Source organism: Streptomyces toxytricini, assembly GCF_014649915.1.
Taxonomy (GTDB): domain Bacteria; phylum Actinomycetota; class Actinomycetes; order Streptomycetales; family Streptomycetaceae; genus Streptomyces; species Streptomyces toxytricini.
This window is the reverse complement of sequence record NZ_BMTY01000002.1, coordinates 168,143-185,202: the sequence shown is the minus strand read 5'-3', so window position 1 is coordinate 185,202 and position 17,060 is coordinate 168,143. Positions and strand designations below refer to the sequence as shown.

The 17,060-nt window shown below is 69.9% G+C and carries 15 protein-coding genes and 1 tRNA gene; 10 read left to right on the top strand and 6 right to left on the bottom strand.

The annotated features are described in order from the left end of the window. Window positions 1-216: 216 nt before the first annotated feature. From rsmG to rpmH, 6 genes are all read right to left on the bottom strand, one after another. On the bottom strand, window positions 217-933 hold the full coding sequence (gene rsmG, locus IE170_RS03035) for a 16S rRNA (guanine(527)-N(7))-methyltransferase RsmG (protein WP_189807746.1): 717 nt from the start codon (window positions 931-933) through the stop codon (window positions 217-219). A gap of 152 nt (window positions 934-1,085) precedes the next feature. Beyond that, entirely contained in the window at window positions 1,086-1,598 is a 513-nt protein-coding gene (locus tag IE170_RS03030) for a Jag family protein (RefSeq protein ID WP_189807745.1), read from the bottom strand. 15 nt (window positions 1,599-1,613) lie between these two features. Next, the gene (gene yidC, locus IE170_RS03025; RefSeq protein ID WP_189807744.1) at window positions 1,614-2,717 is read right to left on the bottom strand and encodes a membrane protein insertase YidC; all 1,104 of its coding nucleotides are present in this window, start codon (window positions 2,715-2,717) and stop codon (window positions 1,614-1,616) included. A 3-nt stretch (window positions 2,718-2,720) separates the two neighbouring features. Then, window positions 2,721-3,002, bottom strand: a complete 282-nt coding sequence (gene yidD, locus IE170_RS03020; protein ID WP_114058348.1) for a membrane protein insertion efficiency factor YidD — start codon at window positions 3,000-3,002, stop codon at window positions 2,721-2,723. Further along, on the bottom strand, window positions 2,999-3,373 hold the full coding sequence (gene rnpA / locus IE170_RS03015; RefSeq protein ID WP_189807743.1) for a ribonuclease P protein component: 375 nt from the start codon (window positions 3,371-3,373) through the stop codon (window positions 2,999-3,001). Before rnpA ends, yidD begins: the two co-directional genes overlap by 4 nt. 21 nt (window positions 3,374-3,394) lie before the next feature. Beyond that, window positions 3,395-3,532, bottom strand: a complete 138-nt coding sequence (rpmH, locus tag IE170_RS03010) for a 50S ribosomal protein L34 (protein ID WP_007265229.1) — start codon at window positions 3,530-3,532, stop codon at window positions 3,395-3,397. Between the two features lie 355 nt (window positions 3,533-3,887). Here rpmH and dnaA point away from each other — a divergent pair, with 355 nt between their 5' ends. The 10 genes from dnaA (at window position 3,888) to IE170_RS02960 (ending at window position 16,965) form a co-directional block, all read left to right on the top strand. Next, window positions 3,888-5,672, top strand: coding sequence for a chromosomal replication initiator protein DnaA (dnaA, locus tag IE170_RS03005; RefSeq protein ID WP_189807742.1), 1,785 nt, complete (start codon window positions 3,888-3,890; stop codon window positions 5,670-5,672). 966 nt (window positions 5,673-6,638) lie between these two features. After that, on the top strand, window positions 6,639-7,769 hold the full coding sequence (gene dnaN / locus IE170_RS03000) for a DNA polymerase III subunit beta (protein ID WP_125542065.1): 1,131 nt from the start codon (window positions 6,639-6,641) through the stop codon (window positions 7,767-7,769). A gap of 217 nt (window positions 7,770-7,986) precedes the next feature. After that, window positions 7,987-8,862, top strand: coding sequence for a phosphogluconate dehydrogenase (NAD(+)-dependent, decarboxylating) (gene gnd / locus IE170_RS02995; RefSeq protein ID WP_189807741.1), 876 nt, complete (start codon window positions 7,987-7,989; stop codon window positions 8,860-8,862). A 66-nt stretch (window positions 8,863-8,928) separates the two neighbouring features. Beyond that, window positions 8,929-10,065, top strand: coding sequence for a DNA replication/repair protein RecF (recF, locus tag IE170_RS02990; RefSeq protein WP_125542068.1), 1,137 nt, complete (start codon window positions 8,929-8,931; stop codon window positions 10,063-10,065). Beyond that, window positions 10,062-10,631, top strand: a complete 570-nt coding sequence (locus IE170_RS02985; RefSeq protein ID WP_373298940.1) for a DciA family protein — start codon at window positions 10,062-10,064, stop codon at window positions 10,629-10,631. Before recF ends, IE170_RS02985 begins: the two co-directional genes overlap by 4 nt. Before the next feature lie 512 nt (window positions 10,632-11,143). Next, on the top strand, window positions 11,144-13,201 hold the full coding sequence (gene gyrB, locus IE170_RS02980; RefSeq protein WP_308428355.1) for a DNA topoisomerase (ATP-hydrolyzing) subunit B: 2,058 nt from the start codon (window positions 11,144-11,146) through the stop codon (window positions 13,199-13,201). A gap of 41 nt (window positions 13,202-13,242) precedes the next feature. Further along, window positions 13,243-15,837 (top strand): DNA gyrase subunit A, encoded by a 2,595-nt coding sequence (gene gyrA, locus IE170_RS02975; protein WP_189807739.1) that lies wholly within the window; start codon window positions 13,243-13,245, stop codon window positions 15,835-15,837. A gap of 3 nt (window positions 15,838-15,840) precedes the next feature. Next, window positions 15,841-16,539, top strand: coding sequence for a DUF3566 domain-containing protein (locus IE170_RS02970; RefSeq protein WP_189807738.1), 699 nt, complete (start codon window positions 15,841-15,843; stop codon window positions 16,537-16,539). A gap of 70 nt (window positions 16,540-16,609) precedes the next feature. After that, window positions 16,610-16,683, top strand: a tRNA-Ile gene (locus IE170_RS02965). A 147-nt stretch (window positions 16,684-16,830) separates the two neighbouring features. Then, window positions 16,831-16,965, top strand: coding sequence for a DLW-39 family protein (locus IE170_RS02960; protein WP_208809277.1), 135 nt, complete (start codon window positions 16,831-16,833; stop codon window positions 16,963-16,965). The last annotated feature ends 95 nt before the right edge of the window (window positions 16,966-17,060 follow it).

Below are 17,060 nucleotides of genomic sequence, written 5' to 3'. Positions count from 1 at the left end.
CACCTGTGGACAAGTCCGTCCCCCCTGCCTCCTTGCGTGAGCGGGGGGCCGCGGCCGCACGGCCGCGACTGATGATTCCGTGCAGCAGAGAGCGACGTTTCACGTGAAACACGATGCCGAAACGGAGTCTTCAGACCCCTCCGACACTCCGAAATCCGTACCTATCGGGCGCAACGGGTCCGATCCCGAACCCGCCGCACCCGAGGAGCGCCGTCTTCAGCGGCGGCGGCGTGTGCGGCCCACCCGGGCCGCCTTGGCCCGCTTGGCGGCGAACCTCACCCCGCCGGGGCTCTCGCCGACCTCCACACGGACCACCGTCGACATGGGATCCACCACACCCTCGCCGACATGGAGCACCGAAGTCTTCACCACACCGAGCTTGGCCAGCGCGGTCTTCGCCGCCACCAGCTCCTCCTCAGCGGTGTCGCCCTTGAGGGCCAGCATCTCGCCGTACGGGCGCAGCAGCGGCACGCCCCAGCCCGCGAGCCGGTCCAGCGGGGCCACCGCCCGCGCGGTCACCACGTGCACCGGCGGCACCTTGCCGAGCATCTCCTCGGCGCGGCCGCGGACCACCGTCACGTGGTCCAGCCCCAGCAGCTCCACCGCTTCCTGGAGGAAGGTGGTGCGCCGCAGCAGGGGCTCCAGCAGCGTGATCTTCAGGTCCCGCCGCACGAGGGCCAGCGGGATGCCGGGGAGGCCCGCGCCGGAACCCACGTCGCAGACGGTGACGCCCTCGGGCACGACCTCCGACAGGACGGCGCAGTTCAGCAGGTGCCGCTCCCACAGGCGCGGGACCTCGCGCGGGCCGATCAGGCCGCGCTTGACCCCCGCGTCGGCCAGCAGCTCCGCATACCGCACAGCTTCCGGGAAAAACTCGCCGAACACCGCGCGCGCCTGCTCGGGTGCCGGGGGAAGCTCCGCTGCCTCCGTCACGGGGACCGTCCTTCCGTATCGCGTACCGCGTGGATCAAGGGGGTGTCGAGGGGGTGCACCGCTCGGGCGGGTCCGGCCCGCTCGGCAATGCCAGGCTGACAAACATCGGCCCCGTCTGCGACACAGACGGGGCCGAGGACTCGGGCTCGGGGTCAGGCCGGGAGCACGACGACGAAGCGCTGCGGCTCCTCGCCCTCCGACTCGCTCCGCAGGCCGGCGGCCGCCACGGCGTCGTGGACGACCTTGCGCTCGAACGGCGTCATGGGGGCGAGCTTGAGGGGCTCGCCGGAGGCCTTGACGTCGGCCGCGGCCTTGGCTCCGATGGCCGCCAGCTCCTCGCGCTTCTTCGCCCGGAAGCCGGCGATGTCCAGCATCAGGCGGCTGCGGTCGCCGGTCTCGCGGTGGACGGCGAGGCGGGTGAGCTCCTGCAGGGCCTCCAGGACCTCACCGTCACGGCCGACGAGCTTCTGCAGGTCGCGGCTGCCCGAGTCGCTGACGATCGACACCGAGGCGCGGTCGGCCTCGACGTCCATGTCGATGTCGCCGTCGAGGTCGGCGATGTCCAGCAGACCCTCGAGGTAGTCGGCCGCGATCTCACCCTCCTGCTCGAGGCGGGTGAGGGTGTCGCCACTCTGGGCGGCGGCGGTGGTGGTGCCTTCCGTCACGGGAGGGACTCCTTCTTACTTCTTGGGAGAGGACTTGGAGGGCGTCTGGCGCTGCGACTTCGACTGGCGCTTGGGCTGCTGCCGCTTGGGGGCGCCGCCGCTCGCCGCGTCGGCGTCCGCCGTGGCCACGGCGCTCTTGACCACCGAGCCGTCGGCCTGGGCCGCCAGGCCCTGCTTCGTCAGCGCCGCGATGAACCTGCGCTCGTTCTCGTTGCGGTCCGGGCCCTTGGCCACGATCCCTGCGACGATCTTCTTCCGGCCCCGCCCCTTGACGCCCTCGTGGGAGGAGACGTGCTTGAGGAGGCGTGCCAGGTACTGGTCCTGGGCCTTGCTGCCCGGGGTCGGGTTCTGGTTGATCACGTACATCTGCTGGCCCATGGTCCAGACGTTGGTGGTCAGCCAGTAGACGAGGACACCGACGGGGAAGTTGACGCCCATGACGGCGAAGATCACCGGGAAGATGTACATGAGCATCTTCTGCTGCTGCATGAACGGCGTCTTGACCGTGAGGTCGACGTTCTTCTGCATCAGCTGGCGCTGGGTGTAGAACTGCGACAGCGACATCAGGATGATCATGACTGCGGTCACGATGCGGACGTCGGTCAAGGAGGCGCCGAGGGCGGCGACCTTCTCCTCGCTGTCCATGAACTTCGCCGCGATCGGGGCGCCGAAGATGCGGGCGGACCGGGCGCTGTCGACGAGCTGCTCGTCCAGGACGCCGATGGTCTTGCCGTCGGCGATGGTCGCGAGGACGTGGTACAGGGCGAAGAAGAACGGGGACTGCGCCAGGATGGGCAGGCACGAGGAGAGCGGGTTGGTACCCGTCTCCTTGTACAGCTTCATCATCTCTTCGGACTGGCGCTGCTTGTCGTTCTTGTAGCGCTCCTGGATCGCCTTCATCTTCGGCTGGAGCGCCTGCATGCCGCGCGTCGCCTTGATCTGCTTCACGAAGAGCGGGATCAGGCAGATGCGGATCAGGACCACGAGGGACACGATGGACAGGCCCCAGGCCCACCCACTGTCCGCACCGAAGATCGCACCGTACAGCGAGTGGAACTGCACGATGATCCACGAGACGGGCGTGGTGATAAAGCTGAACAGACTGGCAATCGTGTCCACTAATCAGGCTCCTTGAGCATTGCGAGATCTACGCAACGCACTGCGCAGCTGCTCGTGCCAACGCGGGCGTTTACGAGGTGGGACGTGGTCCACGCCGCCTGCGGTCCACGGATTGCACCGCAGGATCCGCCAGACGGTCAGGACCGTCCCCTTCACCGCACCATGCCGGTCGATGGCCGTGAACCCGTAGCGCGAGCACGAGGGGTAATAGCGGCACACCGGGCCGAGCAGCGGACTGATCGTCCACTGGTACAGCTTGATCAGAGCGAGCAGCGGGTACTTCATCGAGCTGCGCCTCCCAGGAGCCGCAGCAGGGCGGCATCCAGGTCCCGGGCCAGATCCTCGGGGCCGGCATCGCCCGATCCGGGCAGTGCCCGCACCACCACCAGGCTACCGGCGGGCAGCCGGGTCAGCCGTTCGCGCACGAGATGGCGCAGTCGGCGCTTGACCCGGTTGCGGACCACGGCACCGCCCACGGCCTTGCTGACGACGAAACCCGCACGCGTCGGGGGAACAGTCTCCCCCGGCTCGTGCGGGTCCGTTGCACCGCTTGTACGTAGGTGGACGACGAGGAGCGGGCGACCGGCCCTGCGGCCCCGTCGTACCGCGCTCGCGAAGTCCTCGCGCCGCCTCAGCCGATTGTCGGGAGACAGCACGACGTCACTACCTGCGTGTGGTTACGCGGAGAGGGCAGAGCGGCCCTTGCTGCGGCGGTTCGCCAGGATGGCGCGGCCGGCACGCGTACGCATCCGCAGGCGGAAGCCGTGGGTCTTGGCGCGGCGGCGGTTGTTCGGCTGGAAGGTGCGCTTGCTCACTCGGGGGCTCCAGAGAATGAATCGTTGTGGCGGGACATCGCCTGGCTGTCACCGTGCGCCCACGAGGAAGCTCGCGTGTTCGCCCGAGTGGCACCGCTCAACGATCACGACTAGTGATCCTCGCCCATCGGTAGGCAGGCGGCAGCAGCCATCGACAACTCGACCTCGTTACGGTACGCGCGGCTACGCCATCCGGTCAAACCGAGGCGATGCCACCCCGCGCTGTGCACAGGCTGTGGACAACGACTTGAACCGTACCGGCTGCGCTGACTACCGTTGCCTGACCCTGGATTTTTTGTCCCGACCGTCCCAAAGAACCACACATTCGTGGGACCCCTGTGAGAGAGCGTGCCCTGTGGCTGACGTACCTGCCGATCTTGCCGCAGTGTGGCCACGGGTGCTCGACAAGCTCCTGGGGGAGGGGCAGCAGGCCATCGAGCCCAAGGACCAGCAGTGGATCGAGCGCTGCCAGCCCCTGGCCCTGGTCGCCGACACCGCGCTTCTCGCCGTGCCCAACGAGTACGGCAAGCGTGTCCTGGAGGGCCGCCTCGCCCCGCTGATCAGCGATGCGCTCAGCCGCGAGTGCGGCCGCCCGATCCGCATCGCCATCACCGTCGACGACTCGGCCGGCGAGCCCGCTCCCATGGCGCCGCCGGCCCCGCAGCGCGGTGACGCGTACGAGCCGTACGGGGGCCAGCGCCCCGGCGGGCACACCGGGCCGGCCGACGACCAGCTGCCGACGGCCCGCCCCGCCTACCCGGACTACCAGCAGCCGCGCCCCGAGCCGGGCGCCTGGCCCCGCGGCGGCCAGCAGGACGACTACGGCTGGCAGCAGCCGCGCCTCGGCGGCTTCCCCGAGCGCGACCCCTACGCCTCCCCGCAGCCCGGCTACCTCCAGCAGCCGGAATCCGGCGGCTACGAGCAGAACCCGTACGACCAGAACGGCTACGAGCAGGGCTCCTACGAGCAGAAGCCGTACGACTCCTACGACCCGCAGCCGCTCCCCTACGAGCAGCAGCAGTACGAGCAGTCCGCGCCGCGCCCGGCGCCGGGCCGGACCGCGCCGCCGGCGCCTTCCTCCGGGTCGACCTCGGGCCCGCTGGAGCCGACGGCCCGGCTGAACCCGAAGTACCTCTTCGACACGTTCGTGATCGGCGCGTCGAACCGCTTCGCGCACGCGGCCGCGGTGGCGGTCGCCGAGGCGCCCGCCAAGGCGTACAACCCGCTCTTCATCTACGGCGAGTCCGGGCTGGGCAAGACGCACCTGCTGCACGCCATCGGGCACTACGCGCGCAGCCTGTACCCGGGGACGCGGGTGCGCTACGTGAGCTCGGAGGAGTTCACCAACGAGTTCATCAACTCCATCCGCGACGGCAAGGGCGACGCCTTCCGCAAGCGCTACCGCGAGATGGACATCCTGCTGGTCGACGACATCCAGTTCCTCGCGAGCAAGGAGTCGACGCAGGAGGAGTTCTTCCACACCTTCAATACGCTGCACAACGCGAACAAGCAGATCGTGCTGTCCTCCGACCGGCCGCCCAAGCAGCTGGTCACCCTGGAGGACCGGCTCCGCAACCGCTTCGAGTGGGGCCTGATCACGGACGTGCAGCCGCCCGAGCTGGAGACGCGCATCGCGATCCTGCGCAAGAAGGCGGTGCAGGAGCAGCTCAACGCCCCGCCGGAGGTGCTGGAGTTCATCGCCTCCCGCATCTCGCGCAACATCCGCGAGCTGGAGGGGGCCCTGATCCGGGTCACGGCCTTCGCGAGCCTGAACCGGCAGCCGGTCGACCTGGGCCTGACCGAGGACGTCCTCAAGAACCTGATCCCCGGCGGCGAGGACTCGGCTCCCGAGATCACGGCCGGGGACATCATGGCGGCCACCGCCGACTACTTCGGCCTGACGGTGGACGACCTGTGCGGCTCCTCGCGCAGCCGGGTGCTGGTCACGGCGCGGCAGATCGCGATGTACCTGTGCCGGGAGCTGACCGACCTCTCCCTGCCGAAGATCGGTGCGCACTTCGGCGGCCGCGACCACACCACCGTCATGCACGCGGACCGCAAGATCCGCGCCCTGATGGCGGAGCGGCGCTCCATCTACAACCAGGTCACCGAGCTCACGAACCGCATCAAGAACGCCTGACCGGCGCTCCGTCCACGGCATCCACAGGCCGGCCCGCGGCTCCCGCGGGCCGGCCTGTGCGCTTCCTCCCGACGGCCCGTCAAAGCACCTTCCGCAGGCTCTCGGTGCTCAGCCAAACGCATCCACAGGGCGCTTCCGGATCACTCCGGGGGCGCCCTTCTTCATGGGCGCGCCCCCGATCTGTTCGAATACGCCCCCTGGAGAGCAACTTATCCACAGATTGCGGGACTTTCTTGGGTCCACAGGGTGGGGACGGGTTTCGCCACCCACAATCTGTCCACAGGGCTGCCTGGTGAGGGACCATCAGACCAGGTCAGAAGCCTGTGGAATTGTGCACCGAAGATATCCACAGTCTGTGGACACCCGATCCGTCCACAGACCCGTCCACGGCGTTGTCCACCGCTCACCCACAGGTTGCCGCATCCTGTGCACAGGTTCCGATGACTTACCCACACCGCTGTCCACTGTTCGGCAACCGAGTGACCCCGCTCACCGGCCGGAGTGAAAGCCGTCACACCGAAGTCGACGTTTGGGCTGTGGAGTACCGGGGGAAAACTGGGGACGCAGCTGTGGAGTACTCCGGGTCATCTGGGGATGGCCTGTGCAGAACTTTCTGTTCTCCACAGCGACACCGTGTTGTCCACGGCTCCGCCCACAGGGCATGGGGATAAAAACTGGGGCTTGACCTGCGGAAACGGGCTTATCCACGGTTTCCACAACCCCTACTACTACCCCCATGGACAGTTAGCTCGGAATCGGTTTTCAAGCAGGCCCTGTGCACAACCCGGCTCGGAGGCCTCCCCGACACCTCGCTCCCGATTTGACGGGCGGCAGCACGCGCTGTCGGTGCCGTACGTCAGACTGGTTCCCGGCACCGACGGGCCGCAGCCCCCGGGGCACGGCAGCGGCGGGCCGACGACGAAGGCCGGCAGACGGACGAGCGAGCAACAGCAGGAGGCGGTTCCGGTGAAGATCCGGGTGGAGCGCGACGTACTCGCGGAGGCGGTGGCCTGGGCTGCCCGCAGCCTCCCGGCCCGGCCGCCGGTGCCCGTCCTCGCGGGCCTGCTGCTGAAGGCCGAGGACGGGACGCTGTCCCTCTCCGGCTTCGACTACGAGGTCTCGGCCCGCGTCTCCGTCGAGGCGGACGTCGAGGAGGACGGCACCGTCCTCGTCTCCGGCCGGCTCCTCGCCGACATCTGCCGCGCCCTCCCCAACCGGCCGGTGGAGATCTCCACAGACGGTGTACGGGCGACCGTGGTCTGCGGCTCCTCCCGCTTCACCCTCCACACCCTGCCGGTGGAGGAGTACCCGGCCCTGCCGCAGATGCCGACCGCGACCGGCACCGTCTCCGGCGAGGTCTTCGCCGCCGCCGCGGCCCAGGTCGCCATCGCCGCCGGCCGCGACGACACGCTTCCCGTCCTGACCGGCGTCCGCATCGAGATCGAGGGCGACCGCGTCACCCTCGCCTCCACCGACCGCTACCGCTTCGCCGTCCGCGAGTTCCTGTGGAAGCCGGAGAACCCGGACGCCTCCGCCGTCGCCCTCGTCCCGGCCAAGACGCTCCTCGACACCGCGAAGTCCCTGACCAGCGGCGACACCGTCACTCTGGCGCTGTCCGGCTCCGGTGCCGGCGAGGGCCTCATCGGCTTCGAGGGCGCCGGCCGCCGCACCACCACCCGCCTCCTCGAAGGCGACCTGCCCAAGTACCGCACGCTCTTCCCGACCGAGTTCAACTCCGTCGCCGTGATCGAGACCGCCCCCTTCGTGGAGGCCGTCAAGCGCGTCGCGCTGGTCGCCGAGCGCAACACCCCGGTCCGCCTGAGCTTCGAGCAGGGCGTGCTCATCCTGGAGGCGGGCTCCTCCGACGACGCACAGGCTGTGGAAAGGGTCGACGCGGTCCTGGAGGGCGACGACATCTCGATCGCCTTCAACCCGACCTTCCTGCTCGACGGCCTCAGCGCGATCGACTCGCCCGCCGCCCAGCTCAGCTTCACCACGTCCACCAAGCCGGCACTGCTCAGCGGCCGCCCCGCCGTGGACGCCGAGGCGGACGAGGCCTACAAGTACCTGATCATGCCGGTGCGCCTCTCCGGCTGACACCGCCCGCCACCGGGGTCCGCTCCCGCCGCCCGCGCGGGACCGGGCCCCGACGGCTGCCGCACCGCCCCGTCACCCGCGGTCCGCGGTCCCGTACGGCGGAGCCCGGAGCGCCCGTGGCGCCGTGTGCGACGGCCCGGCGTAGGCTCGGAGCCGGGTACTCCCGGGCACCGGGGGCATCCGGCACACACGGCCACAACGCTAAAGGAACCACCTGATGGAGCTCGGTCTCGTCGGTCTCGGCAAGATGGGCGGCAACATGCGCGAGCGCATCCGCCGCGCAGGCCACACCGTCATCGGATACGACCGCAACCCTGACCTCGCCGACGTCCACAGCCTCTCGGAGCTCGTGGACGGCCTCCAGGCCCCCCGCGTGGTGTGGGTGATGGTCCCGGCCGGTGCCGCGACCCAGTCCACCATCGACGAGCTCGGCGAACTGCTCTCCCCCGGCGACATCGTCGTCGACGGCGGCAACTCGCGCTGGACCGACGACGAGAAGCACGCCGAGGAGCTCGCCGCCAAGGGCATCGGCTTCGTCGACTGCGGCGTCTCCGGCGGCGTGTGGGGCCTGGAGAACGGCTACGCGCTCATGTACGGCGGCGACAAGGAGCACGTCGCGGCCGTCCAGCCGGTCTTCGACGCGCTCAAGCCCGAGGGCGACTTCGGCGCCGTCCACGCGGGCAAGGTCGGCGCCGGCCACTTCGCGAAGATGGTCCACAACGGCATCGAGTACGCCATGATGCAGGCCTACGCCGAGGGCTGGGAGCTGCTGGAGAAGGTCGACTCCGTCACCGACGTCCGCGAGGTGTTCCGGTCCTGGCAGGAGGGCACGGTCATCCGCTCCTGGCTGCTCGACCTGGCCGTCAACGCCCTCGATGAGGACGAGCACCTGGAGCGGCTGCGCGGCTACGCGCAGGACTCCGGCGAGGGCCGCTGGACCGTGGAGGCGGCGATCGACAACGCCGTCCCGCTGCCGGCGATCACCGCGTCGCTCTTCGCCCGCTTCGCCTCGCGCCAGGACGACTCGCCGCAGATGAAGATGATCGCCGCGCTGCGCAACCAGTTCGGCGGCCACGCGGTGGAGAAGAAGTAGCCCGCCGCACCACCGCACACCGCACCACACAGCAGAGCAGAGCAAGCCGGGGGAGGTCGGCGCCGCATGCACGTCACGCACCTCTCGCTGGCCGACTTCCGCTCGTACGCCCGGGCCGAGGTACCCCTCGACCCGGGCGTCACCGCCTTCGTGGGCCCCAACGGCCAGGGCAAGACGAACCTCGTCGAGGCCGTCGGCTACCTGGCCACCCTGGGCAGCCACCGGGTGTCCTCGGACGCCCCCCTCGTCCGGATGGGCGCCGAGCGGGCCGTGGTCCGCGCCGCCGTCCGGCAGGGCGACCGGCAGCAGCTGGTCGAACTGGAACTCAACCCGGGCCGTGCCAACCGCGCCCGCATCAACAGGTCCTCCCAGGTCAGGCCGCGGGACGTGCTCGGCATCGTGCGGACGGTGCTGTTCGCACCGGAGGACCTCGCCCTCGTCAAGGGCGACCCGGGGGAGCGCCGCCGCTTCCTCGACGAGCTGGTCACGGCGCGCTCCCCGCGGATGGCCGGGGTCCGCTCCGACTACGAGCGGGTCCTCAAGCAGCGCAACACCCTGCTGAAATCCGCGGCCATGGCACGCAGGCACGGCGGCCGCTCCATGGACCTGTCCACCCTGGACGTGTGGGACCAGCACCTGGCCCGGGCCGGCGCCGAGCTGCTCGCCCAGCGCCTCGACCTGATCGCGACGCTGCTCCCGCTGGCCGACAAGGCGTACGAGCAGCTCGCCCCCGGCGGCGGCCCGCTCGGCCTGGCCTACCGCTGCTCCGCCGGCGAGCCCGTCGACAGCGGCGCGGCCCGCTCCCGCGAGGAGCTGTACGAGGTGCTGCTCCAGGCGCTGGCCCAGGTCCGCAAGCAGGAGATCGAGCGGGGCGTCACCCTCGTCGGCCCGCACCGCGACGACGTGCTGCTGCGGCTCGGCGAGCTGCCGGCCAAGGGGTACGCCAGCCACGGCGAGTCCTGGAGCTACGCGCTCGCGCTGCGGCTCGCCTCGTACGAGCTGCTCCGCGCGGAGGGCTCCGAGCCGGTGCTGATCCTCGACGACGTCTTCGCGGAGCTGGACGCGCGGCGCCGGGAGCGGCTGGCCGAGCTGGTGGCCCCGGGCGAGCAGGTGCTGGTGACGGCCGCGGTGGACGACGACGTCCCCGGGGTCCTCGCGGGGGCGAGGTTCGGGGTGTCCGGCGGTGAGGTGACCCGGCTGTGAACGACCACGGGCAGGGCGGAAACGGAACCGGAAGCGGAAGCAGTGGTCCGGGCGAGCGGCCCAGGACCCCGGAGCCTTCCGGCGTCGACCTGGCGCGGCAGGCCCTGGCGGCGGCCCGCGAGCAGGCGCGCGCACGCGGCCAGGCCGCCGGCGGCCGCGGGGCCCGCCGTACCCAGCCGGGCCTGCGTTCGGGCGCCCGAGCCGACGGCCGGGACCCCATGCCGCTGATGGCGGCGCTGGACCGGCTGCGCACCGAGCGCGGCTGGGAGATGCCGATGGCGGTGGCCGGCGTGATGGAGCGCTGGCCGGAGATCGTCGGTCCCGAGATCGCCGCGCACTGCGAACCGGAACGCTATGAGGAACGCGAGCTCTTCGTCCGGTGCGACTCCTCGGCCTGGGCGGCGCAGCTGAAGCTGCTCGCCCCGCAACTGGTCGCGCGGCTGAATGCCGACCTCGGCCAGGGCACGGTCCGGCTGATCAAGGTCCGCGGGCCGGGCGGCCGCCCCAAGCCGTACGGGCCCTGGCGGGCCCCCGGCAGCTCGGGCCCGGGCGACACCTACGGCTGACGGCCCGCCCGCGTACGGCTGACGGCCCTCCCCCCGGCGGTCCCGCCGGCCGCGCCGCGGGCCCGGGGCATCACGGCCCCCGCCCCGAGCCGGGCGACAGCACGGCCGCGTCCTCGCGTCCCCTCTCCTCCCTCCCCCTCCCCACCTGCGCCTCCGGCCGAAGGCGCCCCCTTCCGCCGCGCCTTCCCCACGGGTGCGCAGGCGCCTCCGCGCGGCCGCCGGACCCGCCCGTCCCCGTGGCATCCCTCACGGTGATGAGAGGTTGACAGCCCGAAGCGCTGGACGCCCGCGTGAGCCTCTTTGGGCCCCGGTCCGGATATGGGGAGTCGGAGAGAGGAGGTTCAGGGCGGCACATGCGTACTCAGGTACCGGCAAACCCCCATCGATGTCCGTGGTACCGGTAGACTGAAGCAAATCCCGCCCGGTTGCGGGAACACGCTGACAAACGCTGACAACGCAGATCGACGCAGCCGCTCCCCCGCCGGCACGCACGCCGGCCCGGAGTCCGGCCTGTGCTGTGCCAGAAAGGGCGCTTCGTGGCCGATTCCGGCAACCTCAACGACAACCAGTCCACAGCCGGCGAGAACGGGGAGGTCACCTCCTCGTACGACGCCTCCGCGATCCAGGTCCTGGAGGGCCTGGACGCCGTGCGCAAGCGGCCCGGCATGTACATCGGCTCGACCGGCGAGCGCGGTCTGCACCACCTCGTGTACGAGGTCGTCGACAACTCCGTCGACGAGGCCCTCGCGGGCCACGCGGACACCATCGACGTGACGATCCTCGCCGACGGCGGCGTGCGCGTGGTCGACAACGGCCGCGGCATCCCCGTCGACATCGTCCCGTCCGAGGGCAAGCCGGCCGTCGAGGTCGTGCTGACCGTCCTGCACGCGGGCGGCAAGTTCGGCGGCGGGGGCTACGCGGTCTCCGGCGGTCTGCACGGCGTCGGCGTGTCCGTCGTCAACGCCCTGTCGACGAAGGTCGCGGTCGAGGTCAAGCGCGACGGCCACCGCTTCACGCAGGACTACAAGCTGGGCGTCCCCACGGCCCCCCTCGCGAAGAACGAGGAGACCGACGAGCACGGCACCTCGGTCACGTTCTGGGCCGACGGCGACATCTTCGAGACGACCGAGTACTCCTTCGAGACGCTCTCGCGCCGCTTCCAGGAGATGGCCTTCCTCAACAAGGGCCTGACGATCAGCCTGACCGACGAGCGCGAGTCGGCGAAGGCCACCGTCGGCGCCGAGACGGCCGAGGAGACCGAGGAGCCGCAGGCCCGCACGGTCAAGTACTACTACGAGGGCGGCATCGTCGACTTCGTGAAGTACCTGAACTCGCGCAAGGGCGAGCTCATCCACCCGACGGTCATCTCCGTCGAGTCGGAGGACAAGGAGCGCATGCTCTCGGTCGAGATCGCGATGCAGTGGAACTCGCAGTACACCGAGGGTGTGTACTCCTTCGCGAACACGATCCACACGCACGAGGGCGGCACCCACGAGGAGGGCTTCCGCGCGGCCCTCACCGGCCTGGTCAACCGCTACGCGCGTGACAGGAAGCTGCTGCGGGAGAAGGACGACAACCTCGCCGGCGAGGACATCCGCGAGGGCCTGACCGCGATCATCTCGGTCAAGCTGGGCGAGCCGCAGTTCGAGGGCCAGACGAAGACCAAGCTGGGCAACACCGAGGCGAAGACCTTCGTGCAGAAGGTCGTCCACGAGCACCTCAGCGACTGGTTCGACCGCAACCCCAACGAGGCCGCGGACATCATCCGCAAGGCGATCCAGGCCGCCACGGCCCGCGTCGCCGCCCGCAAGGCCCGCGACCTGACCCGCCGCAAGGGCCTGCTGGAGAGCGCCTCGCTGCCCGGCAAGCTCTCCGACTGCCAGTCCAACGACCCGACGAAGTGCGAGATCTTCATCGTCGAGGGCGACTCCGCCGGCGGCTCGGCGAAGTCCGGCCGCAACCCGATGTACCAGGCCATCCTGCCGATCCGCGGCAAGATCCTGAACGTCGAGAAGGCCCGCATCGACAAGATCCTCCAGAACACCGAGGTCCAGGCGCTCATCAGCGCCTTCGGCACCGGCGTCCACGAGGACTTCGACATCGAGAAGCTCCGCTACCACAAGATCATCCTGATGGCGGACGCCGACGTCGACGGCCAGCACATCAACACCCTGCTGCTGACCTTCCTCTTCCGCTTCATGCGCCCGCTGGTCGAGGCCGGCCACGTGTACCTCTCCCGCCCCCCGCTCTACAAGATCAAGTGGGGCCGGGACGACTTCGAGTACGCCTACTCCGACAAGGAGCGCGACGCGCTCGTCGAGCTCGGCAAGCAGAACGGCAAGCGGATCAGGGAGGACTCGATCCAGCGCTTCAAGGGTCTGGGCGAGATGAACGCCGAGGAACTGCGCGTCACCACCATGGACGTCGACCACCGCGTGCTCGGCCAGGTCACCCTGGACGACGCCGCCCAGGCCGACGACCTGTTCTCCGTGCTCATGGGCGAGGACGTCGAGGCCCGGCGCTCCTTCATCCAGCGCAACGCCAAGGACGTCCGCTTCCTCGACATCTGAGTCGGCTCTCAACGGCCGCCCGAAAGGATTTCTGACCAGCAATGGCCGACGAAACCACCCCCACCGCCGAGAACCCCGCGGAGGACGAGCCGCAGCTGCGCATCGAGCCCGTCGGGCTCGAGACGGAGATGCAGCGCTCCTACCTCGACTACGCGATGTCCGTCATCGTCTCGCGCGCCCTGCCGGACGTGCGCGACGGCCTCAAGCCGGTGCACCGCCGCGTGCTGTACGCGATGTACGACGGCGGCTACCGGCCCGAGAAGGGCTTCTACAAGTGCGCCCGCGTCGTCGGCGACGTCATGGGCACCTACCACCCGCACGGCGACTCCTCGATCTACGACGCCCTGGTCCGCCTGGCCCAGCCGTGGTCGATGCGCATGCCGCTCGTCGACTCGAACGGCAACTTCGGCTCCCCGGGCAACGACCCGGCCGCCGCCATGCGGTACACCGAGTGCAAGATGGCGCCGCTGTCGATGGAGATGGTCCGCGACATCGACGAGGAGACCGTCGACTTCACGGACAACTACGACGGCCGCAACCAGGAGCCGAAAGTCCTGCCGGCGCGCTTCCCGAACCTCCTGGTCAACGGTTCCGCCGGCATCGCGGTCGGCATGGCGACCAACATCCCGCCGCACAACCTGCGCGAGGTCGCCGAAGGCGCCCAGTGGTACCTGGCCAACCCGGAGGCCCCGCACGAGGAGCTGCTCGACGCGCTCATGGAGCGCATCAAGGGCCCCGACTTCCCGACCGGCGCGCTCGTCGTGGGCCGCAAGGGCATCGAGGAGGCGTACCGCACGGGCCGCGGCTCCGTCACCATGCGGGCCGTCGTGGAGGTCGAGGAGATCCAGAACCGCCAGTGCCTGGTGGTCACCGAGCTCCCGTACCAGGTGAACCCGGACAACCTGGCGCAGAAGATCGCCGACCTCGTCAAGGACGGCAGGATCGGCGGCATCGCCGACGTCCGCGACGAGACGTCCTCCCGGACCGGCCAGCGCCTCGTCATCGTGCTCAAGCGCGACGCCGTCGCCAAGGTCGTCCTGAACAACCTGTACAAGCACACCGACCTGCAGACCAACTTCGGCGCGAACATGCTGGCGCTGGTCGACGGCGTGCCGCGGACCCTGTCGCTGGACGCGTTCATCCGCCACTGGGTGCACCACCAGGTCGAGGTCATCGTCCGGCGGACCCGCTTCCGCCTGCGCAAGGCGGAGGAGCGGGCGCACATCCTGCGCGGCCTGCTCGCCGCGCTCGACGCCATCGACGAGGTCATCGCCCTCATCCGGCGCAGCGAGACGGTCGAGGTCGCCCGCGAGGGCCTCATGGGCCTCCTCTCGATCGACGAGATCCAGGCCAACGCCATCCTGGAGATGCAGCTGCGCCGCCTGGCCGCCCTGGAGCGCCAGAAGATCGTCGCCGAGCACGACGAGCTCCAGGCGAAGATCAACGAGTACAACGCGATCCTCGCCTCCCCGGAGAAGCAGCGCGCGATCGTCAGCGAGGAGCTGGCCGCGATCGTCGACAAGTTCGGCGACGACCGCCGCTCGAAGCTGGTGCCGTTCGACGGCGACATGTCCATCGAGGACCTGATCGCCGAAGAGGACATCGTCGTCACCATCACCAACGGCGGCTACGTCAAGCGGACCAAGACCGAGGACTACCGCTCGCAGAAGCGCGGCGGCAAGGGCGTGCGCGGCACGAAGCTGAAGCAGGACGACATCGTCGACCACTTCTTCGTGTCCACCACGCACCACTGGCTGCTCTTCTTCACGAACAAGGGCCGCGTCTACCGCGCCAAGGCGTACGAGCTGCCGGACGCCGGACGCGACGCCCGCGGCCAGCACGTGGCCAACCTGCTGGCCTTCCAGCCGGACGAGCAGATCGCGGAGATCCTCGCGATCCGCGACTACGAGGCCGCGCCCTACCTGATCCTGGCCACCAAGGCCGGCCTGGTGAAGAAGACCCCGCTGAAGGACTACGACTCGCCCCGCTCGGGCGGCGTCATCGCCATCAACCTCCGTGCGCGCGAGGACGGCAGCGACGACGAGCTGATCGGCGCCGAGCTGGTCTCCGCCGAGGACGACCTGCTGCTGATCAGCAAGAAGGCGCAGTCGATCCGCTTCACGGCGACCGACGACGCGCTGCGCCCGATGGGCCGCGCCACCTCCGGCGTGAAGGGCATGAGCTTCCGCGAGGGCGACGAGCTCCTCTCGATGAGCGTGGTCCGGCCCGGTACGTTCGTCTTCACCGCGACCGACGGCGGCTATGCCAAGCGGACCCCGGTGGACGAATACCGCGTCCAGGGGCGTGGCGGTCTCGGCATCAAGGCTGCGAAGATCGTGGAAGACCGCGGTTCGCTCGTCGGGGCGCTCGTGGTCGACGAGACGGACGAGATCCTCGCCATCACGCTCGGCGGTGGTGTGATCCGTACGCGAGTCAGCGAAGTCCGGGAGACGGGCCGTGACACCATGGGCGTCCAGCTGATCAACCTGGGCAAGCGGGATGCCGTGGTCGGTATCGCGCGGAACGCCGAGGCGGGTCAGGATGCTGACGAGGTCGAGGAGACCGAGGCCGCCGAATCAGAGGCCGCCGAGGCAGCCGGGGGCGAACAGCCTCCGGCCGGGGAGCACGAGGAGTAAGTCGTGAGTGGAGCCACGGGCGCCGGACCGGCCAGGACTGGGGAGGACGGTGCACGTGGCCCCGCCGCGGACTCCCGGGCCGGGGCCGCGGACGCCGAGGGCGGGGCGACGACCGTGACGGACAGCGCGCGCGGATCGAAGTCCAAGGCCAAGCCGCAGCCGAAGCAGGAGAAGGCCGGCAAGCAGCCGCAGCAGAAGCCCCAGCAGCAGAAGCCGCAGCCGTACCACCCGCCGCAGGCGTACGAGGCCCCCTCGGGCGCCGGTGCGCCCCGCGGCGGCGCCCCGGGCGCCTCGCAGCGCGCGCCGCGCCCGGCGGTGCGTACGACGCCGAGGACGCGCAAGGCGAGGCTGCGGGTGGCCAAGGCCGACCCGTGGTCGGTGATGAAGGTCAGCTTCCTGCTGTCGATCGCGCTCGGCGTGTGCACGGTCGTCGCGGCGGCGGTGCTGTGGATGGTCATGGACGCCATGGGCGTCTTCTCGACCGTGGGCAGCACCATCAGCGAGGCGACCGGCTCCAGCGAGAGCAACGGCTTCGACCTCCAGGCGTTCATGTCGCTGCCGCGGGTGCTCGTCTTCACCTCGGTCATCGCCGTGATCGACGTCGTGCTCGCGACGGCGCTCGCGACGCTGGGCGCGTTCATCTACAACCTGTCGGCGGGCTTCGTCGGCGGTGTGGAGCTCACGCTCGCCGAGGACGAGTAGGGCCCTGATCAGCGATTTGGGAACTCCAGCGTCTGTGCGCTAATCTTCAGGAGTCAGCGCGCAGCGCGGAGGGGCTATAGCTCAGTTGGTTAGAGCGCATCCCTGATAAGGATGAGGCCACAGGTTCAAATCCTGTTAGCCCCACAGATGGCGAAGACCCCCAGGCCGGAAGGCCCGGGGGTCTTCGTCGTTCGGCCGTCCGGGGCCTCCCAGGTCACCGAACGGTATCGATCGGTGTGTATTGTTGGCGGCCAGAGGTACCCCAACGACGACGAAAGACGAGGTCGCGCGGTGAAGAAGCTGCTCCTGGTCGCACTGGCCGCCATCGGCGGTCTCCTCGTGTACCGCCAGATCCAGGCGGACCGCGCCGAGCAGGACCTGTGGACGGAGGCAACCGACTCCGTGCCCTCCGGTTCCGGCGTGTGAGACCCGAAGGCCGATCCACGAAGCCCCGGCTGCCCTTGCGGCCGGGGCTTCGTGCTGTTCTGTGACGAATTATTCCGTTATGCAAAGAATCTGCT